32 protein-coding genes are annotated in these 23705 nt (G+C 64.5%); 26 read left to right on the top strand and 6 right to left on the bottom strand.

All coding sequences use genetic code 11. The features are described 5' to 3' along the window. Window positions 1-2: 2 nt before the first annotated feature. The gene (locus ACQR10_RS08045; protein ID WP_316179927.1) at window positions 3-1244 is read left to right on the top strand and encodes a cysteine desulfurase; all 1242 of its coding nucleotides are present in this window, start codon (window positions 3-5) and stop codon (window positions 1242-1244) included. 265 nt (window positions 1245-1509) lie between these two features. Here the strand turns inward: ACQR10_RS08045 and ACQR10_RS08050 are convergent, their stop codons facing one another. Together ACQR10_RS08050 and ACQR10_RS08055 are read right to left on the bottom strand one after the other, a co-directional pair. Next, window positions 1510-1971, bottom strand: a complete 462-nt coding sequence (locus ACQR10_RS08050; RefSeq protein WP_316216997.1) for a SufE family protein — start codon at window positions 1969-1971, stop codon at window positions 1510-1512. Between the two features lie 13 nt (window positions 1972-1984). After that, a complete protein-coding gene (locus ACQR10_RS08055) occupies window positions 1985-2410 on the bottom strand; it encodes a response regulator (protein ID WP_316179931.1) in 426 nt (141 codons plus the stop codon). A 448-nt stretch (window positions 2411-2858) separates the two neighbouring features. Between ACQR10_RS08055 and nifH the strand changes: the two genes are divergently transcribed. The 10 genes from nifH to hspQ all read left to right on the top strand — a co-directional run bounded on the left by nifH (window position 2859) and on the right by hspQ (window position 11954). Further along, window positions 2859-3746, top strand: coding sequence for a nitrogenase iron protein (gene nifH / locus ACQR10_RS08060; protein WP_315803697.1), 888 nt, complete (start codon window positions 2859-2861; stop codon window positions 3744-3746). 73 nt (window positions 3747-3819) lie between these two features. Beyond that, window positions 3820-5322, top strand: coding sequence for a nitrogenase molybdenum-iron protein alpha chain (gene nifD / locus ACQR10_RS08065; RefSeq protein ID WP_316218899.1), 1503 nt, complete (start codon window positions 3820-3822; stop codon window positions 5320-5322). Window positions 5323-5405: 83 nt separating this feature from the next. Continuing rightward, the gene (gene nifK / locus ACQR10_RS08070; protein ID WP_316179933.1) at window positions 5406-6965 is read left to right on the top strand and encodes a nitrogenase molybdenum-iron protein subunit beta; all 1560 of its coding nucleotides are present in this window, start codon (window positions 5406-5408) and stop codon (window positions 6963-6965) included. Window positions 6966-7099: 134 nt separating this feature from the next. Further along, window positions 7100-8773: a nitrogenase iron-molybdenum cofactor biosynthesis protein NifE gene (gene nifE / locus ACQR10_RS08075; RefSeq protein WP_316218898.1), complete on the top strand. Its 1674-nt coding sequence runs from the start codon at window positions 7100-7102 to the stop codon at window positions 8771-8773. Window positions 8774-8781: 8 nt separating this feature from the next. Further along, window positions 8782-10179, top strand: a complete 1398-nt coding sequence (nifN, locus tag ACQR10_RS08080; protein WP_316218897.1) for a nitrogenase iron-molybdenum cofactor biosynthesis protein NifN — start codon at window positions 8782-8784, stop codon at window positions 10177-10179. Window positions 10180-10204: 25 nt separating this feature from the next. Continuing rightward, window positions 10205-10600, top strand: coding sequence for a nitrogen fixation protein NifX (gene nifX, locus ACQR10_RS08085; protein WP_315803692.1), 396 nt, complete (start codon window positions 10205-10207; stop codon window positions 10598-10600). Between the two features lie 10 nt (window positions 10601-10610). After that, on the top strand, window positions 10611-11081 hold the full coding sequence (locus ACQR10_RS08090; protein ID WP_316179939.1) for a NifX-associated nitrogen fixation protein: 471 nt from the start codon (window positions 10611-10613) through the stop codon (window positions 11079-11081). 16 nt (window positions 11082-11097) lie between these two features. Beyond that, the gene (locus tag ACQR10_RS08095) at window positions 11098-11298 is read left to right on the top strand and encodes a CCE_0567 family metalloprotein (RefSeq protein ID WP_006609662.1); all 201 of its coding nucleotides are present in this window, start codon (window positions 11098-11100) and stop codon (window positions 11296-11298) included. A 22-nt stretch (window positions 11299-11320) separates the two neighbouring features. Continuing rightward, window positions 11321-11608, top strand: coding sequence for a ferredoxin III, nif-specific (gene fdxB / locus ACQR10_RS08100; protein ID WP_008960273.1), 288 nt, complete (start codon window positions 11321-11323; stop codon window positions 11606-11608). Between the two features lie 19 nt (window positions 11609-11627). Further along, window positions 11628-11954, top strand: a complete 327-nt coding sequence (gene hspQ, locus ACQR10_RS08105) for a heat shock protein HspQ (RefSeq protein ID WP_315803690.1) — start codon at window positions 11628-11630, stop codon at window positions 11952-11954. Window positions 11955-12448: 494 nt separating this feature from the next. Here the strand turns inward: hspQ and ACQR10_RS08110 are convergent, their stop codons facing one another. The 3 genes from ACQR10_RS08110 to ACQR10_RS08120 form a co-directional block, all read right to left on the bottom strand. Next, window positions 12449-12766: a hypothetical protein gene (locus tag ACQR10_RS08110; protein ID WP_315713146.1), complete on the bottom strand. Its 318-nt coding sequence runs from the start codon at window positions 12764-12766 to the stop codon at window positions 12449-12451. A gap of 31 nt (window positions 12767-12797) precedes the next feature. Next, on the bottom strand, window positions 12798-13652 hold the full coding sequence (locus ACQR10_RS08115; protein ID WP_316218896.1) for a sulfurtransferase: 855 nt from the start codon (window positions 13650-13652) through the stop codon (window positions 12798-12800). Window positions 13653-13714: 62 nt separating this feature from the next. Beyond that, window positions 13715-14173 (bottom strand): hypothetical protein, encoded by a 459-nt coding sequence (locus tag ACQR10_RS08120; RefSeq protein ID WP_315803688.1) that lies wholly within the window; start codon window positions 14171-14173, stop codon window positions 13715-13717. 198 nt (window positions 14174-14371) lie between these two features. On the opposite strand from ACQR10_RS08120, the gene ACQR10_RS08125 reads away from it, so the two are divergent. Next, complete coding sequence (locus ACQR10_RS08125) at window positions 14372-14791, top strand: Rieske (2Fe-2S) protein (RefSeq protein ID WP_315803687.1); 420 nt, start codon at window positions 14372-14374, stop codon at window positions 14789-14791. Window positions 14792-14853: 62 nt separating this feature from the next. On the opposite strand, the gene ACQR10_RS08130 is transcribed toward ACQR10_RS08125, so the two are convergent. Then, entirely contained in the window at window positions 14854-15462 is a 609-nt protein-coding gene (locus ACQR10_RS08130) for a hypothetical protein (protein WP_316218894.1), read from the bottom strand. Window positions 15463-15787: 325 nt separating this feature from the next. Between ACQR10_RS08130 and ACQR10_RS08135 the strand changes: the two genes are divergently transcribed. The 14 genes from ACQR10_RS08135 to ACQR10_RS08200 all read left to right on the top strand — a co-directional run bounded on the left by ACQR10_RS08135 (window position 15788) and on the right by ACQR10_RS08200 (window position 23705). Beyond that, window positions 15788-16108: a HesB/IscA family protein gene (locus tag ACQR10_RS08135; RefSeq protein WP_257170758.1), complete on the top strand. Its 321-nt coding sequence runs from the start codon at window positions 15788-15790 to the stop codon at window positions 16106-16108. Between the two features lie 38 nt (window positions 16109-16146). Further along, entirely contained in the window at window positions 16147-16437 is a 291-nt protein-coding gene (locus ACQR10_RS08140; protein ID WP_315713137.1) for a NifU family protein, read from the top strand. 9 nt (window positions 16438-16446) lie between these two features. Continuing rightward, entirely contained in the window at window positions 16447-17661 is a 1215-nt protein-coding gene (gene nifS, locus ACQR10_RS08145; RefSeq protein ID WP_316218893.1) for a cysteine desulfurase NifS, read from the top strand. Beyond that, the gene (gene nifT / locus ACQR10_RS08150; RefSeq protein WP_316218892.1) at window positions 17658-17879 is read left to right on the top strand and encodes a putative nitrogen fixation protein NifT; all 222 of its coding nucleotides are present in this window, start codon (window positions 17658-17660) and stop codon (window positions 17877-17879) included. The genes nifS and nifT overlap by 4 nt, the downstream gene beginning before the upstream one ends. Continuing rightward, window positions 17879-18745, top strand: a complete 867-nt coding sequence (locus ACQR10_RS08155) for an SIR2 family NAD-dependent protein deacylase (protein WP_315803684.1) — start codon at window positions 17879-17881, stop codon at window positions 18743-18745. Before nifT ends, ACQR10_RS08155 begins: the two co-directional genes overlap by 1 nt. A 260-nt stretch (window positions 18746-19005) precedes the next feature. Next, complete coding sequence (gene nifB, locus ACQR10_RS08160) at window positions 19006-20568, top strand: nitrogenase cofactor biosynthesis protein NifB (RefSeq protein ID WP_315803683.1); 1563 nt, start codon at window positions 19006-19008, stop codon at window positions 20566-20568. 55 nt (window positions 20569-20623) lie between these two features. Continuing rightward, window positions 20624-20848 (top strand): YfhL family 4Fe-4S dicluster ferredoxin, encoded by a 225-nt coding sequence (locus ACQR10_RS08165; protein ID WP_006609676.1) that lies wholly within the window; start codon window positions 20624-20626, stop codon window positions 20846-20848. Between the two features lie 11 nt (window positions 20849-20859). Next, window positions 20860-21189 carry a HesB/IscA family protein gene (locus tag ACQR10_RS08170; RefSeq protein WP_315803682.1) on the top strand — a complete coding sequence of 110 codons (330 nt, stop codon included), beginning with the start codon at window positions 20860-20862 and terminating at the stop codon, window positions 21187-21189. Window positions 21190-21200: 11 nt separating this feature from the next. Next, complete coding sequence (locus ACQR10_RS08175; protein ID WP_315803681.1) at window positions 21201-21734, top strand: hypothetical protein; 534 nt, start codon at window positions 21201-21203, stop codon at window positions 21732-21734. Next, window positions 21727-22500, top strand: coding sequence for a 4Fe4S-binding leucine-rich repeat protein (locus tag ACQR10_RS08180; RefSeq protein ID WP_316218890.1), 774 nt, complete (start codon window positions 21727-21729; stop codon window positions 22498-22500). The genes ACQR10_RS08175 and ACQR10_RS08180 overlap by 8 nt, the downstream gene beginning before the upstream one ends. Continuing rightward, entirely contained in the window at window positions 22497-22820 is a 324-nt protein-coding gene (locus tag ACQR10_RS08185) for a nitrogen fixation protein NifZ (RefSeq protein ID WP_316218888.1), read from the top strand. Before ACQR10_RS08180 ends, ACQR10_RS08185 begins: the two co-directional genes overlap by 4 nt. Further along, window positions 22817-23056: a nitrogen fixation protein NifZ gene (locus ACQR10_RS08190; protein WP_316218887.1), complete on the top strand. Its 240-nt coding sequence runs from the start codon at window positions 22817-22819 to the stop codon at window positions 23054-23056. Before ACQR10_RS08185 ends, ACQR10_RS08190 begins: the two co-directional genes overlap by 4 nt. A 14-nt stretch (window positions 23057-23070) precedes the next feature. Next, window positions 23071-23427, top strand: coding sequence for a DUF3024 domain-containing protein (locus ACQR10_RS08195; RefSeq protein WP_315803677.1), 357 nt, complete (start codon window positions 23071-23073; stop codon window positions 23425-23427). Between the two features lie 17 nt (window positions 23428-23444). Beyond that, a complete protein-coding gene (locus ACQR10_RS08200; RefSeq protein WP_315803676.1) occupies window positions 23445-23705 on the top strand; it encodes a hypothetical protein in 261 nt (86 codons plus the stop codon).

The following is a 23705-nucleotide window of genomic DNA, read 5'->3' on the forward strand; positions in this document are numbered from 1 at the left end:
TGATGCATGCAGCGGTGCAGGGAAGCGGCTACGACGTCGGCCGCATCCGGGCGGATTTTCCCATCCTCGGCATGCAGGTGCACGGCAAGCCGCTGGTCTATCTCGACAACGCCGCCTCGGCGCAGAAGCCGCAGGCGGTGCTCGACCGGATGAACCAGGTCTATACGTCCGAATATGCCAACGTGCATCGCGGCCTGCATCATCTCGCCAACGCCGCCACCGAGGCCTATGAGGGCGCCCGTGCCAAGGTCGCGGCGTTCCTCAATGCTGAGAGCCCGGAGCAGATCATCTTCACCCGCGGCGCCACCGAGGCGGTGAACCTGGTGGCGCAGACCTTCGGGCGCGAGCGCATCGGGCCGGGCGACGAGATCGTGCTCTCGATCATGGAGCACCACGCCAATATCATCCCCTGGCATTTCCTCAGGGAGCGCCAGGGTGCTGTCATCAAATGGGCTCCGGTCGATGACGATGGCAACTTCCTGCTTGACGAGTTCGAGAAGCTTCTGACGCCACGCACCAAGATGGTGGCGATGACACAGATGTCGAACGTGCTCGGCACCGTCGTTCCGGTCAAGGAGGTCATCCGCATCGCGCACGCCCGCGGCATTCCCGTGCTGGTCGACGGCTCGCAGGCCGCCGTGCACATGGAGGTCGACGTCCGCGATCTCGACGCCGACTTCTACTGCGTCACCGGGCACAAGATCTATGGTCCGACCGGCATTGGCGCGCTCTACGGCAAGCGCGAGCTCCTGGCCGCGATGCCGCCGTTCAACGGCGGCGGCGAGATGATCCGCGAGGTCTCGCGGGACTTTGTCACCTATGGCGACCCGCCGCATCGCTTCGAGGCCGGCACGCCGCCGATCGTTGAAGCGGCTGGGCTCGGCGCGGCGATCGATTACGTCGCCTCGATCGGCAAGCAGCGCATCGCGGCGCACGAGCATGATCTCGTCGCCTATGCCACCGAGCAGCTGCGCGAGATCAACTCGCTGCGCATCATCGGCAATGCCGCCGACAAGGGCGCGATCGTCTCGTTCGAGATGCAGGGCGCCCACGCCCACGACTTCGCCACCGTCATCGACCGCTCCGGCGTCGCGGTCCGCGCCGGCACCCATTGCGCCATGCCGCTGCTGGAACGCTTCGGCGTGACGGCGACCTGCCGTGCCTCGTTCGCGATGTACAACACGCGGGAAGAGGTCGATGTCCTCGTGCGCGCGCTGAGGAAGGCGCAGGAGTTTTTCGCGTAGAGACGACTTGCCCTACGCTTGATGATCGCAAAGAGACGGTGCCGATTGATGCGCCCTCTCCCCTTGTGGGAGAGGGCAGCACCGCTGTGAGTCCCAGGCAAACTCGGGTGAGGGGTTGTCTCCGCGAGCCACGACCGTCTGAATATGCCGAGACAACCCCTCACCCGGCGACCTTCGGCCGCCACCTCTCCCACAAGGGGAGAGGGTGCACCGAGATCGCCGCCACAAGACGGATCAATCAAGCCAGAAAATAAGCCAATCAAACCTACGCCGCCGCCGCCAGCGCCGCCTGGGCATCCGCCTTGATGCGGGCCACCATCGAGCGGAAACCGTTGGAGCGCTGCGGGGTCAAATGCTCGCGCAGGCCGAGCTTCTCGAACAGGGCGATCGGATCGGCGGCCAGGATCTCGCTTGCCGTGCGGCCCGACACCATGGCCAGGAGGATCGCGACCAGGCCGCGAACGATGTGGGCGTCGCTGTCGCCGATGAAGTGGAGCGCCGGTGCTGCGGCGTCGTGCCGCACGGTGGTGGCGAGCCAGACCTGGCTGGTGCAGCCCTGCACCTTGTTGCCATCATTGCGGTCGGCGTCGGGCAGCGGCGGGAGGCCGCGGCCGAGCTCGATCACATAGCGGTAGCGGTCGTCCCAGTCGTCGAGCAGCGCGAAATTCTCGACGATGTCCTCGATGTCCGGCGCCCCCGGCGCCGTGGTCTGGGTCATCTTCAACATCAGGCTCTCCGTGTCACCGGCTGATCTCCGTGGATATGCGGGCCGGCGATGCCGTCGGGCCCGGTTCGCTCCCGCGCCGTGCCAGCACGGAATCGACCGCGTGCGTGACGCCGTCGAAGGTGATCGGCTTGGCGATGACGGCTTCCGCGCCCTGCTGCAGGCCGGCCAGCGCGAGCGGCGATCGGGTCGATCCCGCGACCACGATGATGCCAGCCTGATGCATCTTCCGGGCAAGCATGCCGACGGTCTCGGCGCCGTCGTCCTCCAGGATGCTGCTCCCGACCAGGACGGCATCGGGTGTGGCCCGCACGGCCTTGCTCAGTGCATCCGCGGTCTCCGCGAAGGTGAAGGTCTCGTGACGCTCGCTGAGAATGTAGCCGAGCGCCGAGCGGATCACCTGATCGGCTTCAATGACAAAGACGCGCGCCTTGCTCGCCATCAAAAGTACTCCTGCTGGCCCGTTCGAAAGCGGGTTTGATCTACATCAAGCAAACTCCGTACCGCCGCTCCAGGCCGGCCTCGGCGAGCGTTCCGCGGTGTTCTCTACGGAAGCGTCGCTCGGAGCCGCGGCGGCATGTGTCGTTTCGGACAGCACGGCGCGGGAGCGTCGGGTGAAAACCCCCGATGTCGGATTTGCAACAAGTACATCCTAGCGCCGAGCTTGGCCGCATCTCTTTCAAAACATGGCCTTTTTAACGATTCCAAAGCTCTGGCACATCAGTTGCAAAACTGGGCTCAGGCAAAGGTTGAGGGCTGAGTGCACGCCGACGCTTCGGACGAGCGATGCTCTCCTTCCCAATAACCCGTCTGCCGGTTCTGGAGAGAGGACGCGGTCTCGTCATGCAAGGCGCATGCGGGACATTGGCAATCGGTTGATGGAGAGCAGAATGTCATCACTTCGACAAATCGCATTCTACGGCAAAGGCGGCATCGGCAAATCGACGACGTCGCAGAACACGCTCGCGGCGCTCGCCGAGATGGGTCATCGGATCCTGATCGTCGGCTGCGATCCCAAGGCGGATTCGACCCGCCTGATCCTGCACGCCAAGGCGCAGGACACCATTCTCAGCCTGGCCGCCGCCGCCGGCAGCGTCGAGGACCTCGAGATCGAGGAGGTCATGAAGGTCGGCTATCGCGACATCCGCTGCGTCGAGTCCGGCGGTCCGGAACCGGGCGTCGGCTGCGCCGGCCGCGGCGTCATCACCTCGATCAACTTCCTGGAGGAGAACGGCGCCTATGAGGACATCGACTACGTGTCCTACGACGTGCTCGGCGACGTGGTCTGCGGCGGCTTCGCGATGCCGATCCGCGAGAACAAGGCGCAGGAGATCTACATCGTGATGTCCGGCGAGATGATGGCGATGTATGCCGCCAACAACATCTCGAAGGGCATTCTGAAATACGCGAATTCCGGCGGCGTGCGCCTGGGCGGCCTGGTCTGCAACGAGCGCCAGACCGACAAGGAGCTGGAGCTGGCGGAAGCACTCGCCAAGAAGCTCGGCACGCAGCTGATCTACTTCGTGCCGCGCGACAACATCGTGCAGCACGCCGAGCTGCGCCGCATGACCGTGCTGGAATACGCGCCGGACTCGGTCCAGGCCGGCCACTACCGCTCGCTGGCTCAGAAGATCCACAACAACGGCGGCAAGGGCATCATCCCGACGCCGATCACGATGGACGAGCTCGAGGACATGCTGATGGAGCACGGCATCATGAAGGCCGTGGACGAGAGCCAGATCGGCAAGTCCGCCGCCGAGCTCGCCGCAACGGCGTAACCGCCACCGGTGCTCCGGCCCTTCGTCTCCAAGGGCCGGAGCACCTCCGCAACCGATCATCGAGGAAAGCCAGATGAGCGTCATCGAGAAACAAAGCGTTGCCGAGATCAAGGCGCGCAACAAGGAACTGATCGCCGAGGTCCTGAAGGTTTATCCGGAAAAGACCGCCAAGCGCCGTGCCAAGCATCTCAACGTGCATGAGAACGGCAAGTCGGATTGCGGCGTCAAGTCGAACATCAAGTCGATCCCCGGCGTCATGACCATCCGCGGTTGCGCCTACGCCGGCTCGAAGGGCGTGGTGTGGGGACCTATCAAGGACATGATCCACATCAGCCACGGTCCGGTCGGCTGCGGCCAGTACTCCTGGGCGGCGCGCCGCAACTACTACATCGGCACGACCGGCATCGACACCTTCGTGACGATGCAGTTCACCTCCGACTTCCAGGAGAAGGACATCGTCTTCGGCGGCGACAAGAAGCTCGCCAAGATCATGGACGAGATCCAGGAGCTGTTCCCGCTGAACAACGGCATCACCGTGCAGTCGGAATGCCCGATCGGCCTGATCGGCGACGACATCGAGGCGGTCTCCAAGGTCAAGTCGAAAGAGTATGACGGCAAGACCATCGTCCCCGTGCGCTGCGAAGGCTTCCGCGGTGTGTCTCAGTCCCTGGGTCACCATATCGCCAACGACGCCATCCGGGACTGGGTGTTCGACAAGCTCCCGGCCGATGCCGCGCCGCGCTTCGAGCCGTCGGCTTACGATGTCGCGATCATCGGCGACTACAACATCGGCGGCGACGCCTGGTCGTCCCGCATCCTGCTCGAGGAGATGGGTCTGCGCGTGATCGCCCAGTGGTCGGGCGACGGCTCGCTGGCGGAGCTCGAGGCGACGCCGAAGGCGAAGCTCAACGTGCTGCACTGCTACCGCTCGATGAACTACATCTCGCGCCACATGGAAGAGAAGTACGGTATTCCGTGGTGCGAATACAACTTCTTCGGACCGAGCAAGATCGCCGAATCGCTGCGCAAGATCGCGAGCTATTTCGACGACAAGATCAAGGAGGGTGCCGAGCGTGTCATCGCCAAGTACCGGCCCCTGATGGACGCCGTCATCGCCAAGTACCGGCCGCGCCTCGAAGGCAAGACCGTGATGCTGTTCGTCGGCGGCCTGCGTCCGCGCCACGTGATCGGCGCCTACGAGGACCTCGGCATGGAGGTCGTCGGTACCGGCTATGAGTTCGGCCACAACGACGACTATCAGCGCACCGCCCAGCACTACGTCAAGGACGGCACGCTGATCTACGACGACGTGACCGGATACGAGTTCGAGAAGTTCGTCGAGAAGGTCCAGCCGGACCTGGTCGGCTCGGGCATCAAGGAAAAGTACGTGTTCCAGAAAATGGGCGTGCCGTTCCGCCAGATGCACTCCTGGGACTACTCGGGTCCGTACCATGGCTATGATGGCTTCGCGATCTTCGCCCGCGACATGGACATGGCCATCAACTCGCCGGTCTGGAAGATGGCCAAGGCACCCTGGAAGCAGGCGCCCAAGCCGTTGCTCCAGGCGGCCGAGTAACCACCACCACCCACGGCCTGGCTCTCCTTCGGCGGAGAGCCAGCGCTCCCTGATCGACACAGGAACATAAAGAGGGTTTTCCCATGACGCAGTCTGCCGAACATGTGCTCGATCACTTCGAGCTTTTCCGTGGTCCCGAATACCAGCAGATGCTGGCCAACAAGAAGAAGATGTTCGAGAATCCGCGCGACCCCGCCGAGGTCGAGCGCATCCGCGAATGGGCCAAGACGCCCGAATATCGCGAGAAGAATTTCGCCCGTGAGGCGCTGACCGTGAATCCGGCCAAGGCCTGCCAGCCGCTCGGCGCGGTGTTCGTTGCCGTCGGCTTCGAAAAGACGCTGCCGTTCGTGCACGGCTCGCAGGGCTGCGTGGCCTATTATCGCAGCCATCTGTCGCGCCACTTCAAGGAGCCGAGCTCCTGCGTGTCGTCGTCGATGACCGAGGACGCGGCTGTGTTCGGCGGGCTGAACAACATGATCGACGGTCTCGCCAACGCCTACAACATGTACAAGCCGTCGATGATCGCTGTCTCCACCACCTGCATGGCGGAAGTCATCGGCGACGATCTCAACGCCTTCATCAAGACCTCCAAGGAGAAGGGTTCGGTTCCGGCCGAATTCGACGTGCCTTTCGCCCATACGCCTGCCTTTGTCGGCAGCCATGTCACCGGCTACGACAACGCGATGAAGGGCATTCTCGAGCACTTCTGGGACGGCAAGGCCGGCACCGCGCCGAAGCTGGAGCGCGTTCCCAACGAGAAGATCAATTTCATCGGCGGTTTCGATGGCTACACCGTTGGCAACATCAAGGAAGTGAAGCACATCTTCGAGGCGATGGGGATCGAGTATACGATCCTCGGCGACAATTCGAACGTGTTCGACACGCCGACCGACGGCGAGTTCCGTATGTACGACGGCGGCACGACCCTGGAGGACGCGGCCAACGCCGTTCACGCCAAGGCGACGATCTCGATGCAGCACTTCTGCACCGAGAAGACCCTGCCGTTCATCAAGAACCACGGCCAGGAGGTCGTCTCCTTCAACCATCCGGTCGGTGTGACCGGCACCGACGCCTTCGTGATGGCGCTGTCGCGCATCAGCGGCAAGGAGATCCCGGAATCTCTCGCTCTCGAGCGTGGGCGCCTGGTCGACGCGATCGCCGACTCCAGCGCGCACATCCACGGCAAGAAGTTCGCGATCTACGGCGATCCGGACCTATGCCTCGGCTTGGCCGCGTTCCTGCTCGAGCTCGGCGCCGAGCCGACCCACGTGCTCGCCACCAACGGCAACAAAGACTGGGCCGAGAAGGTCCAGGCGGTGTTCGATAGCTCGCCGTTCGGCAAGAACTGCCACGTGTATCCCGGCAAGGATCTCTGGCACATGCGCTCGCTGCTGTTCACCGAGCCGGTCGATTTCCTGATCGGCAACACCTACGGCAAGTATCTGGAGCGCGACACCGGCACGCCGCTGATCCGCATCGGCTTCCCGATCTTCGATCGCCACCACAAGCACCGCTATCCGGTGTGGGGCTATCAGGGCGGCCTGAACGTGCTGGTCACGATCCTCGACAAGATCTTCGACGAGATCGACCGCAACACCAACGTGCCGGCCAAGTCGGACTACAGCTTCGACATCATCCGCTAAGTGACGGCGCGCGGCGGTCCCTCAAGGGCCGCCGCGCTTCGATCTGGACGACAAGGCTCATGGGGACGGCCGCAGAGGCCGGAGCCTCCTCGTCTCACCAAGACGCGCAGAAGGTCCGCCAACAGGAGAAGCCGATGAGCTCGCTGTCTGCCACGATCCAGAACGTCTTCAACGAGCCGGGTTGCGGCAAGAACGCCAACAAGTCCGAGGCCGAGCGCAAGAAGGGCTGCACCAAGCAGCTGCAGCCGGGCGGCGCGGCCGGTGGTTGCGCCTTCGACGGCGCCAAGGTCGCCCTGCAGCCGCTGACGGACGTCGCGCATCTCGTGCACGGGCCGATCGCCTGCGAGGGGAATTCCTGGGACAATCGCGGTGCGGCCTCGTCGGGCGCGCAGATCTGGCGCACCGGCTTCACCACCGACATCAACGAGACCGACGTCGTGTTCGGCGGCGAGAAGCGCCTGTACAAGGCGATCAAGGAAATCATCGAGAAGTACGATCCGCCGGCGGTCTTCGTCTACCAGACCTGCGTGCCCGCCATGACCGGCGACGACATCAACGCGGTCTGCAAGGCAGCCTCCGCCAAGTTCGGCAAGCCGTGCATTCCCGTCAATGCACCGGGCTTTGTGGGCCCGAAGAACCTCGGCAACAAGCTCGCCGGCGAGGCGCTGCTCGACCACGTCATCGGCACCGTCGAGCCGGAGGTGACCACCCCCTACGACCTCAACATCATCGGCGAATACAATCTCTCCGGAGAGCTCTGGCAGGTGAAGCCGCTGTTCGACGAGCTCGGCATCCGCATCTCCGCCTGCATCTCCGGCGACGGCCGCTACAAGGACGTCGCTTCGTCACACCGCGCTCGCGCAGCGATGATGGTGTGCTCCAAGGCGATGATCAACGTCGCCCGCAAGATGGAGGAGCGCTACGGCATCCCGTTCTTCGAGGGCTCTTTCTACGGCATCCAGGACTCATCGGACTCGCTGCGCGAGATCGCGCGTCTCCTGGTCGAGCGCGGCGCGCCGGCCGATCTCTTGGACCGCACCGAGGCGGTGATCGCCCGCGAGGAGGCCAAGGCCTGGGCGGCGATCGAGCCGTTCAAGCAACGGCTCACCGGCAAGAAGGTGCTCCTGATCACCGGCGGCGTGAAATCGTGGTCGGTGGTGGCGGCGCTGCAGGAGGCCGGCATGGAGCTGGTCGGCACCTCCGTGAAGAAGTCCACCAAGGAGGACAAGGAGCGCATCAAGGAGCTGATGGGCCAGGACGCGCACATGATCGACGATATGGCGCCGCGCGAGATGTACAAGATGCTCAAGGACGCCAAGGCCGACATCATGCTGTCGGGCGGCAAGTCGCAATTCGTGGCGCTGAAGGCGGCGATGCCCTGGCTCGACATCAACCAGGAGCGCTCGCACGCCTATATGGGCTATATCGGCATGGTGAAGCTGGTCGCCGAGATCGACAAGGCGATCTACAACCCGATGTGGGGGCAACTGCGCAAGCGGGCGCCCTGGGAGACGGCCAGCAACAATTGGCAGGCCAGGGCGATCGCGCAGGCCAATGCCGAAGCTGCCGCGCTCGCGGCCGATCCAGTCGCGGCTGAAGCCGCGCGGCGTGCCAAGAAGATCTGCCACTGCAAGACGGTCGACCTCGGCACCATCGAGGATGCGATCAAGGCGCATGGCCTCACCGACGTCGCCGGTGTGCGCACGCACACCAACGCCTCTGGCGGCTGCGGCGCCTGTGCCGGTCGGGTCGAGGACATCCTGGCGGCGCAGAAGGCGCCGGCCGAGCTGCTGCAGGCGGCGGAGTAGGAGCGCTCATGGCCAAGGTCATCATCGGAAAGAAGGCCTGCGCGGTCAATCCGCTGAAGATGAGCCAGCCGATCGGCGGCTCGTTCGCCTTCCTCGGCCTGCGCGGCGCGATGCCGCTGTTGCACGGCTCGCAGGGCTGCACTTCGTTCGGCCTGACCTTGTTCGTGCGCCACTTCAAGGAAGCGGTGCCGATGCAGACGACCGCGATGAGCGAGGTCGCCACCGTGCTCGGCGGCTACGAGAATGTCGAGCAGGCGATCCTCAACATCCACAAGCGACAAAAGCCGGAGATCATCGGCATCTGTTCCACCGGGGTCACGGAGACCAAGGGCGACGACGTCGACGGCTACATCAGGCTGATCCGCGAGAAGCATCAGGAGCTGGCGAACTATCCGCTGGTCTATGTCTCCACGCCGGATTTCAAGGACGCGTTCCAGGATGGCTGGGACAAGACCGTCGCCAAGATGGTCGAGGTGCTCGTCGACAAGCCGACGTCGACAAGGCGCGATCCAGCGCGGGTCAACGTGCTGCCGGGCTGTCATCTGACGCCGGGGGACATCGAGGAGCTGCGCACCATCATCGAGGATTTCGGGCTGGAGCCGTCGTTCCTGCCGGATATCGGCGGCTCGCTCGACGGTCACATCCCCGACGAGTTCACGCCGACGACGATCGGCGGCATCGGGCTGGAGGAGATCGCGGTCATGGGCAGCGCGTCCTGGACGATCGCGATCGGGGCCCAGATGAAGCGCGCGGCGGAGGCGATGCAGGCCAGGACCGGCGTGCCGTACCGGCTGTTCGAGCGGCTCTGCGGACTGCTGCCGAACGACGAGTTCATGACCTTCCTGAGCGAGATCTCGGGGCGTCCGGTTCCGGCGAAATATCGCCGTCAGCGCGGTCAGCTCGCCGACGCCATGCTGGATGCGCATTTTCACATCGGCGGCCGCAAGCTCGCGATCGGCGCCGAGCCGGATCTGTTGTTCGACGTCGCCAGCATGCTGCACGACATGGGGGCCGAGATCGCGGTCGCCATCACCACCACGCAGTCGCCGGTGCTCGAGCGGATGCCGTGCGAGGAGGTGCTGATCGGTGATCTCGAGGATCTGGAAAACCTGGCAAAGGAACGCGGCTGCGGTTTGATGCTCACGCATTCGCATGGTCGCCAAGCCGCCGCGCGGCTCAAGATCCCGTTCTACCGGATCGGCTTCCCGATGTTCGACCGGCTCGGGGCAGGGCATCTGCTGACGGTCGGCTATCGCGGCACCCGTGATCTGATCTTCGCACTCGCCAATCTCATCATCGCCGATCGCGAGGACAACCATCAGCCGACGCCCGATACCTGGCTCGATCCCTGGAAGGATACGCCGCCGGTGTCGCTGGACTCCGCCGTCGTGGCGCCGCTGCATTGACGCTTCAGGAGAAAGGACCGACGACATGAAAGTCGCATTCGCTACCCAGGATCTGAAACGCGTCGATGCCCATTTCGGCTGGGCCAAGAACATCGCGATCTACGATCTCGATCCCGAGGGCTACCGTTTCGTCGAGAGCGTCGAGTTCGACGGCGATCTCAAGGAGGACGGCAACGAGGACAAGCTGGCGCCGAAGATCGAGGCGATCAAGGATTGCGCCATCCTCTATGTCGCCGCGATCGGAGGCTCCGGCGCAGCGCGCGTCGTCGCCAACAACATCCATCCGATGAAGGTCAATCAGCCCGAGGAGATCACCGATCTCCTGGGCAAGCTGCAGACCGTGCTGAAGGGGACGCCGCCGCCGTGGCTGCGCAAGGCGCTGGCGAAGGGCCAGGAACGCGCGCTCGATTTCGAGGAATGAGGAAACCACCATGTCCGATACCGCGGTAGCCGTCGAAACCGTCCCCGCCGAGCAGCGGCCCTTTGTCAAGGAGCTGATCAAGGTCTGGCGTGCCCAGGACACCCATGGGGCTTGGGAGGGCAAGAAGGATGTCGATCTGCTCGAGCCCTACATCCTGGACAAGGAGAAGCGGCGCGCTTTGCCGATCATCGGCGATCCCGATCCGGAGACGATCTGGCGGCTCGAGCTGTTCTTCAACGCGGTCGCGCTGTCGATCGAGAAGGCCACCGGCGTGATGATCTCGCCGATGCTGAAGATGAGTCACGAGGGCTTCGGCCGCATGGTGCTGATCGGCGGCCGGCTGATCGTGGTCAACAAGCAGCTGCGCGACGTACACCGCTTCGGCTTCGACAATCTCGGCAAGCTGGCCGACGAGGGCGACAAGTTCGTCAAGGCCGGCGTCGAGATGATCGAAAAGTTCAAGGATGTCGCGAATTACTGAACTGTGAGGATGAGAGATGAGCGACCTGGACACCCTGAAGGCCGAGATCAAGAAGCTGTCGGCGCGCGCTATGGATGCCAAGATGAACCTGCATGATCTGTCGGAGGAGCTGCCCATCAACTGGGACCAGATCCTGCCGACGGCGCAGAAGGCCCACGAGGCGTTCGCCGAGCTGGAGAAGAAGCGGGCCGAGCTGAAGAAGCTCGAGGCCGCGTGAGCCTGTACAAGGACCCGTCACCATGTCCAATTCAACCCGTGACGGCCGCGACTGGCGGCCGGACTACCTAGTCGCGATCGATGCGGCCAAGTGCATCGGCTGCGGGCGCTGCTACAAGGTCTGCGGCCGCGAGGTCATGACCCTGAAGGGCATCAACGACGAGGGCGAGTTTGTCGAGCTCGACGACGACGAGGATGACGAGGTCGAGAAGAAGATCATGGTCATGCACGACACCGGCGCCTGCATCGGCTGCGGCGCCTGCGCCCGGGTCTGCCCGACCAACTGCCAGACCCATTCGCCGGCGGCCTGAGACTGTCGAGCGTGCCGTCATGCTGCGGATGGAAGCAAAGTTCACAATCGGCCAGGTGACCCGGCATCGCGTCTACGACCTGCGCGGTGTCGTGTTCGACGTCGATCTGTCGTTCTCCGAGGAGGAGGGCTGGCGGGCGATCACGATGGATACGCGGCTCGATCGGGAGCAGCCGTTCTACTATCTGCTCGCCGAATGCGGCGACAGCAGCTACATCGCTTATGTGCCCGAACAGAACCTGGTCGCCGACGTCTCGGGCGAGCCGGTCAAGCATCCGGACATCGGCGAGCTGTTCGACGTCGATGACGGCGGCGGCTATCACTACCGTGGCCGGATTTTTCAGTAGCAGGAACGGATGCGCGCCACAGCGTCATTGCGAGCCGCCGCAGGCGACGAAGTAATCCAGAGTCCTCGCGCCGCCCTGGATCGCGTCGCTGCGCTCGCGATGACGGGCATTGGTCCGTAGGGTGGGCAAAGGCGCCTGGGCGGTCTCTCAATAGGGGATTCGGTCTCACGCGCCGAGCCCGCCGTCCATCTGCGCATCCGGAACGACAATGGTGGGCGCACCATCGGACGCCGCTTCGCGTCGCCCGACGGCTTTGCCACCCTACGAGTCTTTCCTGCCGCATCCATGGCGGCACAGTTCATCCATGCGTCATTCCGGGGCATCGCGCAGCGATCAGCCCGGAATCCATAGACACGAATGTTTCTTGTTTTCGCAGACAGGCGCCACGGACATCTCGCGCCTCATAGCCGGTCGTTGCTATGGATTCAGGGCTCGCACTGCGCGCGCCCCGGAATGACGGCGGAGGGAGGTGCGCACCACTCCGAATGTGGCGCCTACTCGATTCCCTGTTCCCTGGCCTTCCACATCGCGGCGATGCGGAAGCGTTCGTTGATTGCGGCGGGGTTGGCGAGAATCTCGGCCTGGGCGGCGGCAAACGCGCTCTCGACGATCGCGGCCTCGTCCTTCGTCAGCGTGATCCGGCCGGCCATGTGGGTGGCGTCGGGCGCGGCCTCCCAGATCTTGCGCCGGTTCGGATGCAGCTTCACCTCGACCAGCTCGAACGCCTCGAGCTCGCCTTCGAGGCAGATTGCCAGCCCGATCACCTCGACCTTGCGGCCGTCCTGCGTCGTCTTGACCAGGGTCTTTGCCATGCTCGTGCTCCCGCCATCCAAGTCCGCTTTGTCACGCCGCCGCCGGCGTGTCGTCGAGCTGGCTCCATTCCGCCCAGGCGCCGTCGTGGACGGCCGCGTTCGGAACACCGAGGCGATAGAGCGCCAGCGCCAGCATGCAAGACGTGATGCCCGAGGCGCAGGTGGTGACGATCGGCTTCGCCAGATCGACGCCAGCGGCGGCGAAGCGGGCGCCGAGCGCATCGGAGGCCAGCAGTTCGCCGGTGTCGGGGTCGACCAGATCCGCCCAGGGCAGATTGACGGCGCCGGGAATGTGGCCCTGGCGCTTGAACGTGAACACGTCCGCCTGGGTGCCGTCGAACTTGCCCGGCCCACGGGCGTCGACCAACTGCGCGCCGCCACTGTGCAGCAAGCTCTGCACGGCGTCCGAGGTTGCCACAAGCTCCGGCCTGAAGCTCGCGCTGAAGCTCGCCGGCACGGGGCGCACAGGCGTCATCTCCGCCGGCTTCTTCTCCTTGGTCCATTTGCCGAAGCCGCCGTCGAGCAGGGCGACGTTGTCGTGGCCGAAGACGCGGAACATCCACCACACACGGCCCGCGGCCGAGCCGCCATAGTGACGGTCATAGACGATGACCCGGTCGGCATTTCTGATGCCGAGCAGCCCGACCTTGTGGGCAAAATCCTCCGATGACGGCAGCATGTGCGGCAGCGGGCTCGACTTGTCGGCGATCTGGTCGATGTCGAAATGCACCGAGCCCGGCAGGTGCCGGCCGCGATATTGCGTACGACCGTCCAGGTTGGTGCTCGGATGGTGCCAGGTGCAGTCGAGGATCTTGATGGCAGGGTCAGACAGATGTTGTGCCAGCCATTCCGAGCTGACCAGGGCGTCAGAGGTGTCCGTGTTCATGGATGCGCTCGCGATGTCGTTGATCCAACAGAGATGCCGATCCGATGATTGCACGTGGCGCGTCAGAGCGTCTTCGGCATCGGATAGCCCGGGCGCGGATGCGTGTCGTAGTATTCCGGACGCTCCGGCCAGCCGCCTTCGGCGATGATCTTGAAGGTCGCGACCGTGACCGGCGCGCCGGGCGAGCATGATATTTCGGTGAACTTGATCTCGCGCTCGCCTGGGCCGGCGGAGAAATCGGCGACAGTGGTGCCGTCCGCCTTGCGCGCCCGCGCGAAGCCAGGCGTGCCGACGGTGGCCGCCGGTACCGATGCCGCAACGAAGTTCGGCTGCTCGAGGCCGTCCGCCGCGGGGCCGAAGGCGGGCGAGCCGAACGTGAAGGTTGCGAGCACGCCGCTGCGGTCGACGGCCTTGTCTGCAGTGATCGGGCGTGCCACTGAGTAGACCGTCAGCGTGCCGCCAGCCAGCGCCGCCTTGATGTCGTCGAGCGAGCTCTCGACGAATTCCAGTGCCACGTTCATGTCGATCTCCTTACAAAGCCGCGTTTGCAGGAGAAATTTTCAAGTTCTGTGCCAGTCTCCCGCAGCGGCGAAGAAGGCGAGGCGAACAGGCGGAGTTGCGCGAATCTTGCAACGTGGTCCTTCAGCGAGCCGACCGCCGCTCTCGCTGGGCCGAGAGCGGCAATGTCGGACATGCGCCAGACATCGATGAGGCCTGACATGACGACCGACGTCGCCTACGCCATCTGCAGCTTCAACGACATTCCGAGCCGCCGCGCCATGGGCTTTCAGCTCATGATCGTGGCCGAGGACGGCAGCCATCGTCCGTGGCCGATCTTCGTCATCCGCTGGGGCAAGCAGGTGTTCGGCTATCTGAACATGTGCCCGCACGACAAGGTCAATCTCGACTGGGAACGCAACCAGTTCCTGGACGGCAACGGCCTGCGCATCCTGTGCGGCAAGCACGGCTCGCTGTTCGAGATCGGCACCGGACTCTGCGTCGACGGCCCGTGCAAGGGCGAGAGCCTGACGCCGGTCGCGCTGAGTGTCCTCGACGGCGACATCTGCGTGACCGGCGTGACCCTGGTCGAGGATGACGAGGAGGCTGAAGAGACGGGTCTTCAGTGTGAAGAAGGCTGAGCTCTCACACGAAGTCCCGGCGCGAGCGCCGGGACTTCAGCTTGCGCGTGAAGGAACGAGAGTCAGACCGGCCGGTTCTCGTTACGGTTCTTCACCGGCTCCATCCTGGCCAGCGCATCTGCATAGGCGATGACTTCATAGCTCTCGCTGAACTTCTTGGCGGCATCGAGCACGTAGTCGAGCTTGCCGGCGGTATCGAGCTTCTTGATGTCGTTCTTGTCGATTCCGAGGAGATCCATCATCTCCTTCCAGACGGTGGATTCGTCGCAGGGCAGCACATAGAACGTGACGTCGCCCATCTTGATGCGGTACTTCGCCAGCAGATCGATGTTGTTGCAGAACATGAAGTAGCTGCCGTCCGGCGTCAGCAGGCCCTTGAGCACCTCGACCGCGGTCTCCAGATAAGCCAGCGAGTGGATGTAGCCGACGAGCACCGGAATCGTCGCCTCGCCGTCGTTGACGATCGTCAGCACCTGCTCGATCGAGAAGTCCGGCGGGCGCTTCTCGTCCGCAACCTGGGTCTGGAATTTCAGCGCGATGTCGCCGCGGAAGCCGAACCGCCCCGGCTTGGTGGTCGGCGCCTTGAGTACGGCGTTCAACAGCCGTCCTTCCTTGTCGAGCTGCGCGAGCGCGGTGGTCTCGATTGCAACCGTCTTCTCCAATGTCGTCATCAGCAATTCTCTCGCATGTCCTGGTCAGCCGTTCGCCGCACGGCGCGGTCGAAAAGGGCTGGAATGCAAATTGTCTGCCGATGTGTGCTGCGCCTTGATTCACTTGGTCTTTCGCCCGCGACCTCCGGGCATTGTCGGGTTTCCGCCGCGACATTCCTTCGGCTGGTCCGTGGCCCGGCGTCGGTCATCCGTGTCGGAAACCCGACACGCGTCGGAAACGCCACAGCGACGGCATGAAAACATGAGGTCTTTCAGGCGATTGTTGCATGGCACGGGACTTGCCAATCCCATTCGCAACAGCCGAATGGGAAAGGGCGAGACGATGATGATCAACCTGACCGACAGCGCCATCAATGCGGTTCGCAACGCGATCACGACCTCCGACAAGCCGGTCGACGGCCTCAGGATCATGGTCGAAGCCGGCGGCTGCGCCGGGCTCAAGTACAACATGGGTCTCGTCAGCGGCAGCGAGCCGGAGGACACCGTGATCGAGCGCGAGGGCGTGCGCGTGCTCGTCGATCACAAGAGCCTCGAATATCTCGAGGGCACGACGATCGATTTCGTCATCGCGCTGGAGGGGTCCGGCTTCACCTTCGAGAATCCGAATGCCAAGTCGAGCTGCGGCTGCGGCAAGTCGTTCGCCTGATCTTTCGCTCGATCATTCAAAACGCGAGAAGTGAAACCATGCTGGTCGAATCCCAGGGCATCGTCGAAGCGCCGTCGCAGATGAGCGAGCGCGAGCGGATCATCCGGGCCGTGATCGAGGAGGTCCGTCCGAATCTCAAGCGCGACGGCGGCGATTGCGAACTCGTCGAGATCGACGGCAACAAGATCATGGTCAAGCTCGCCGGCGCCTGCATTTTTTGCAAGCTCGCCAGCGCGACGCTCGAAGGCATCCAGGCGCGCATGATCGAAAAGCTCGGCGAGTTCGTTCGCCTCGTTCCGGTGGCCGGCGCAGCCAAGGCGCGGCATTAAGGAGCGGTCTTGCGTCCGGTCTATCTCGACAACAACGCGACGACCCGCGCGGATCCCGAGGTCGTCGCCGCGATGTTGCCGTTCTTCACGGACCAGTTCGGCAATGCGTCGTCCTCGCATGCGTTCGGCAGCGAGGTCGCCGGGGCCGTGAGGCAGGCGCGCAAGAGCCTGCAGGCGCTGCTCGGCGCCGCTTTCGACCACGAGATCGTCTTCACCTCGGGCGGGACGGAATCCGACAATGCCGCGATCCTGTCGGCGCTCGACGCGCAGGAGGGCCGGAACGAGATCGTCACGACGGCGGTGGAGCATCCCGCGATCCTGTCGCTCGTCGAATACCTCAGGGACAAGCGGGGCGTCGCGGTGCATCTGATCGGCGTCGATGCCGCCGGCCGCCTCGATCTGGAGGCTTATCGGCGCGCGCTTGGGCCGCGCACGGCGATCGCCTCGGTGATGTGGGCAAACAACGAGACCGGCACGCTGTTTCCGGTTTCCGAGCTGGCCAAGCTCGCGCATGAGGCCGGCGCGCTATTCCACACCGACGCCGTGCAGGCGGTCGGCAAGATCGCGATCGATCTGAAGAGCGCCGATATCGACCTGTTGTCGCTGTCGGGCCACAAGCTGCACGGTCCCAAGGGCATCGGTGCGCTGTATGTCAGAAAGGGCACGCCGTTCGTGCCGCTTCTGCGCGGCGGCCCGCAGGAGCGCCGGCGACGTGGCGGCACCGAGAACGTGCCCGCGATCGTCGGGCTCGGCAAGGCGGCCGAGCTCGCTGGCCGACATCTGGCCGATGAGCAGGGCCGGGTGCGCAGTCTGCGCGACCGGCTGGAGCAGGACATCATCCAGAGCGTCGGCCATTGCGCCGTGCTCGGCGATCCGGACCATCGCCTGCCGAACACCTCCAACATCGCCTTCCAGCATCTGGAAGGCGAGCCGATCGTGATGCGCCTGAACCAGGCCGGCATCGCGGCTTCGCTCGGCTCCGCCTGCGCGTCCGGCTCGATGGAGCCGTCGCATGTGCTGCGCGCGATGAACGTTCCGGCCGATCTGCTGCGCGGCGCCGTCCGCTTTTCCTTGTCGCGCGACACGTCGACCGAGGACATCGAGCGCGTGCTGCAGGTTCTGCCCGATATCGTCGCCAGGTTGCGCGAGACCTCGCCGGACTGGCTGCAGCATCATCCTCCGCAATCGGCGGACCCCCTTCGATCCACGGAGCTCACGCAATGAAAGTCATGATCCGCCGCTCGCCGGAAACGGGCCTGTCGATCTACGTCCCCAAAAAGGACCTCGAGGAGCCCATCGTCGAGTCCGAGCACGAGTCCTTGTGGGGCGGCTGGATCCGCATCGCCAATGGCTGGGTGCTGGATTTGCCGCAGATGGCCGCCGACACGCGGCTGCCGATCACGATCAATGCGCGCAAGCGCGGTGGCGAAGGGGACGAGTAATGAACGCGCCGCTTCCTCATATCGACATCGTCAAGCAGGCCGATGCCGAGGCCCTGCTCAAGGACGTTGTCGCCGGACTGAAGGCCGGCAAGGTCGTCCCGTTCCTCGGTCCCGCCGTGTCGGAGCAGTCCGGCGCCGACGTGCCGATGAATCCTGAAGCGCTGGCCGCGTTCTTCGGCACCAAGGTGGCGCTGCCGCGCCGCGCCAAGGGCAATGCGTGGGCTTCAGCCCAGCACATCGAGAGCACGCGCCACCGCTCGACGGTGACGGCGCTGATGGCTGAAGCCTTTGCCGCGCCGGTCGCGCCGACACCGCTGCAGCAGCATCTGGCATCGCTGCCGCTGCCGATGATCGTCGACAGCTGGTATGACGGCGCCATGCGGACGGCGCTGGCTGGACGTACTGACTGGGGCGAGGTGCAGGGCATCACCCGTGCCGGCATCGGCGAGGACCGCTGGTATCGCTTCTATGACGCCGCGGGCGCCGAGAGCGATCGCGAGAAGGCTGCAAGCTGGACCACGCTGCTCTACAAGCCGCATGGCGGGATCACGCCGGCCAAGAACTTCCTGATCACCGATGCCGACTATGTCGAGGTCTTGACCGACATCGACATCCAGACGCCGATACCCGACACGGTCAAGGACCGGCGCACCGACCGCAGCTTCCTGTTCATCGGCTGCCGCTTCAACGACCAGCTGCTGCGCACCTATGGTCGCCAGGTGATCAAGCGCTCCGGCGCCGAGCATTACGTCCTGGTCGAGCCCGACTCATTGTCGAAGAACGAGCTGAAGTTCTTCATTGCCGAGCGGTTGACGCCGATCGCGATTCCGCTGGTCCGCGCCACCGAGATCATCATCGGCGGCTGAATACAACCAATCGATCGGATCGGACAGCGCGGTCGCATGCCGCGCTGTCTTGCTATTCGGCTTGAGGCCTTGGCCGAGTCTGTAACGTTTCTAACATCCGCGCGATCGCGAGCCTCTCGCATGTTGGCAAGGCGACAGGCGCAATCATCTCACTAACACGTTGATAGTCCGGCGAAATGACCGCTTCCGCGGCGTGGCACGCGAGTTGCTGAACCATCGTCAAGGCGGTTTGCGGCTCGCCAGCAACGTAAGGAGCGGACATGGACGCGTCAGTGCAGCACGAACAGGCGACGATACCGGACGGCGACAAGCTGAGCTCGGTGATGCAGACCATCGCGGAACACAAGGGTTGCGGCACCTCGGGCGGCAGCGGCAAGGCGAGCTGCGGCTCGGGCGCAGGCGAGAACGACCTTCCGCCGGAGATCTGGGAGAAGGTGAAGAACCATCCCTGCTACAGCGAGGAGGCGCATCATCACTACGCGCGCATGCATGTCGCCGTCGCGCCCGCCTGCAACATCCAGTGCAACTACTGCAACCGCAAATATGACTGCGCCAACGAGTCGCGTCCGGGCGTGGTCAGCGAGAAGCTGTCGCCGGAGCAGGCCGCCAAGAAGGTGCTCGCCGTCGCCTCGACCATTCCGCAGATGACCGTGCTCGGGATCGCCGGTCCCGGCGATCCGCTCGCCAATCCGGAGAAGACGTTCAAGACCTTCGAGCTGATCGCCCGGACCGCCCCGGACATCAAGCTCTGCCTGTCGACCAACGGCCTCGCGCTGCCCGACCATGTCGACACCATCGCCGGATTCAACGTCGATCATGTCACGATCACGATCAACATGGTCGACCCTGAAATTGGCGCCAAGATCTATCCCTGGGTGTTCTGGAAGCACAAGCGCTACACCGGCGTCGAGGCGGCCAAGCTGCTCACCGATCGCCAGCTGCAGGGCCTGGAGATGCTCACCGAGCGCGGCATCCTCTGCAAGGTCAACTCGGTGATGATCCCGGGCGTCAACGACAAGCACCTCGTCGAGGTCAACAAGGCGGTGAAATCGCGCGGCGCGTTCCTGCACAACATCATGCCGCTGATCTCGTCGCCGGAGCACGGCACGGTGTTCGGCCTGACCGGCCAGCGCGGCCCGACGGCGCAGGAGCTGAAGGCGCTGCAGGACGAGTGCGAAGGCGAGATGAACATGATGCGGCATTGCCGCCAGTGCCGCGCCGACGCCGTGGGCCTGCTCGGCGAGGATCGCTCGGCCGAGTTCACCACCGACAAGATCATGGCGATGGAGGTGAATTACGACATCGACAGCCGCAAGGCCTATCAGGAGGCGGTCGAGAGCGAGCGCGTCGCCAAGGTCGTGGCGAAGCAGGAAGAGCTCGCCTCGCTCGCCGGCCAGTCGAGCGACATCAAGCTCTTGATCGCGGTCGCGACCAAGGGCTCGGGCCTGATCAACGAGCATTTCGGTCACGCCAAGGAGTTCCAGGTCTACGAGCTCTCCACGGCCGGTGCCAAGTTCGTTGGTCACCGCCGCGTCGACCTGTACTGCCAGGGCGGCTATGGCGACGAGGACAGCCTGGAGACCGTCATCCGCGCCATCAACGACTGCCATGCGGTGTTCGTGGCCAAGATCGGCGGCTGCCCGAAGAGCGACCTGCAGGCGGCGGGCATCGAGCCGGTCGACCAGTTCGCGCACGAGTTCATCGAGAAGTCCGCGATCGCCTGGTTCAAGAGCTATCTCGACAAGGTGAACAGCGGCGAGATCCAGCACGTCGTGCGCGGCGACGCCGAAATTCGCCAGGGCGCCCTGATCTCGGCGGCGTGACATCAGACCCCGGCGGCGCGATCCCGCCGCCGGGTCCCTTCGACAGGAGCCTTTGATGACCTTGAAGATCATTGCCTCGCAGTGCACGAGCTGCTCGGCCTGCGAACCCGAATGTCCGAACGTGGCGATCTCGGAGAAGAACGGCACCTTCGTGATCGATCCGAAGAAGTGCACCGAGTGCATCGGCCATTTCGACGAGCCGCAATGCGCGGCGGTCTGCCCGGTCGACAACACCTGCGTGATCGACAATTCGTTCCCGCGCTACCAGCCGCCGGCTTGAGGGAGACCGAGATGAACTTCACGCTCACGCCGGCCGCGCAGAAATTCATGCGCATGATGTTGCGGGCCGACGGCACTGCGGGTTCCGGCTTCCGGCTCGCCGTCTCTCCCGGCGGCTGCTCCGGGCTCGCCGCCGACATCAGCGTCCTCGCCGCACCCCAGCCCGGCGATGCGGTGGTCGAGCGAGACGGCGTCAGGCTGTTCCTGCCGGCAGAGAGCCGGCTGCTGCTGGACGGCGTCACCATCGACTTCGCGGATACCGCGACGCAGACCGGCCTCGTGTTTCACGATCCGAAACAGGTCTCGTGCTCGACCCATGCCTTGAAGGCGCTGGAGCACTAGGACAGCTCGCCATGCCCACCGATGCCCGGCCCAGCTCTCAGACTGCCATCGAGGACGCGCTGCTCGCCGACGCGCTGCTCGGCGGCGGCCTGCCGGAGGAAGCCGAGTATCATCTGTGGCAGGCGGGCCAGAGCTATCATCTCGACGAGGTTGCGGAGACGCATCTGAAGGAGGCGGACGCGCTGGCGCCTGGGCATGCGGCGGTCCTGATCGGCTTCTACCGCTTCTATTTCTACAAGGGACGGCTCGCTGACGCGCTGCGGATCGCCAAGCGGTGCCTCGCCAAGGCGGCCGTCGAAAACCGCTTGCCACCGCACTGGCGCGACGTTCGCGCCGGTCATGCCGAGTTCGGCAGCTATGACAACATGCTGCCGCGCTTCTTCATGTTCACCTTGAAGGGATACGCCTATTTGCAGATGCGCCTCGGCAATCTCGTCGAGGGACGGCTTGCGGTGCAGAAGCTGCTCGAGCTCGATCCCAGCGACAAGATCGGCGCACGCGTCCTGCTCGAGGTGGTCGACCGGGTGGAGCTCGACGATGAATGACGACATCGACGAGGCCATCGACTGGCAGGGCAACGAGATCAGTTGCGCGGGCTGCGAACACGCGCCGCTCAACGCATCCGGCGGATGTCGCCTTCGGCACGCCTGCGTGCACGATCGCTACGCCCGTCGCATCGACCGCTTCTTCAATTGGAATCCGGCGCTCGCCAACGGCTACGTCAAGCATCCGCACTTCGAGGTTCGTGCGATCGCGGCGAAGCATGCCAGCCCGTTCTTTCTGCCGCCGCTGCTCGATGATCCCGAGGAGACGGTGCGCTGGAACGCCGCGCGGCGGCTGCCGAAGCGGCTGGTGCTGCGGCTGCGCCATGATCCGCATCGCGAGGTCCGCATTCGGATCGCGACCGTGCTCGATCCGGAAGACCTGATGCCGATGATGATGGACGACGACTATTACGTCCGCCTCGTCGTGGCGCGCCGCATCGTGCCGTCTGTGCTCGGCCGCATGATGGGGGACCCGGAGGCCGAGGTCCGCCGCGTCGTCGCGCGGCGCATCCCGAGCGACTGGCTGCTCGGCATGATCAGCGACCCCGATCCACGGGTACGGCTCGAGATCGCCGAGCGCCTCGTGCCTGATCTCCTCACCGCGATGCGCAAGGACGCCGATTGGCGGGTGCGTCACGAGGTTGCGAGCCGGATCGCGCTCAGCGAGCTCGGCGAGTTGGCGCGCGACGAGGATCCGCTGGTGCAGGAGATGGCGCGCGGCCGGCTCGACAATCGTTCCGGAGCTGCGATGGAGAAACCGGCATGAGCAACATCGTTCGTGACAGCGAGGTCGTGGAGCTGTCCGCGCCGCCGTATTTCGCGTTCGGCGAGAAGGTCAAGGCCAAGCGTACGATCCGCAACGACGGCACCTATGCAGGCAAGGAGATCGGCGAGATCCTCGCGAAGAAGGGCGAGGTCGGCTACGTCGTCTCGATCGGAACCTTCCTGCAGCAGTTCTACATCTACGGCGTCGAGTTTCTCGAGAGCGGAAACCGCGTCGGCATGAAGCGCAAGGAGCTCGAGGCCACCGTTCCCCGCGGGGAGGCCGAGGACGAGCTGCCGCTGCCGGGAGCATACAAGTCATGATCGAGCCACGCCTGCCGAAATATCAATGGGGTCAGCGGGTGAAGGCGCTGATCGATCTGGTCAACGACGGCTCGTTTCCGAACGCGCCGGCCGAGGCGAAGCTGGTCGGCGTCGGCGACATGGGCGAGATCGTCCAGGTCGGCACTCACACCGAGGCGAACATGCCGATCTATCTCGTCGAGTTCGGCGAGCAGCTCGTCGTGGGCTGTCTCGAAGAGGAGATCGTCCCGGTCTAGGGAGATGTTCTGCCATGATCGCAGCCGCGCTCGAGCCCAGCGTCGTCCTGCCTGCGCATCCCAACGAACTGGATCGCAAGCGGATCGAACGCGCGCTGAAGTCGCGCAAGCGCTATCGCTACGTCGAGCCGACGGTGTCGCCGGCGACTGAGGGCTATCACGTCCAGAGTCCGTGCTGCTCGCGCAACATCGACAAGGACGGCGGGGTGATCGACGTCGCGCTGCTGCGTCATGACGCCGCGAACGCAATGTGGAAGCTGTTCTGGAGAGATCACGGTCGGGGGATTTGGGAACTGCACAGCGTGCACCGGCGGTTGACCGCGGCGGTTGACGAACTGAACGCCGATCCCGAGCGGATATTCTGGCAGTAGCAAAGAGGACGGGTGACATGGCTCTTGCCGAGCAGGAACTGAATGAGATCGAGCAGGTCCTCACCGGACCAGATGCCGGCAGCGCGGCGTTCGGCGAACTGCGCCGTCGGTTTCCCAAGCTGGCGCTGACGCGGTGTGATGCCTCCGACGTGACCGAGGCGCCGTTCCGCAGCTATCCGGCGTTCGATCTGCATCTGCTCGACGCCAGCGAACATTGCGCTGGGGTCACCGACGATCCGGCGAAGGCCACCGGCCTGATCCTCGCCAGGCGGAGCTGA

Origin of the sequence: Bradyrhizobium sp. HKCCYLRH2060, assembly GCF_051168135.1 — a bacterium.
Lineage (GTDB): Bacteria > Pseudomonadota > Alphaproteobacteria > Rhizobiales > Xanthobacteraceae > Bradyrhizobium.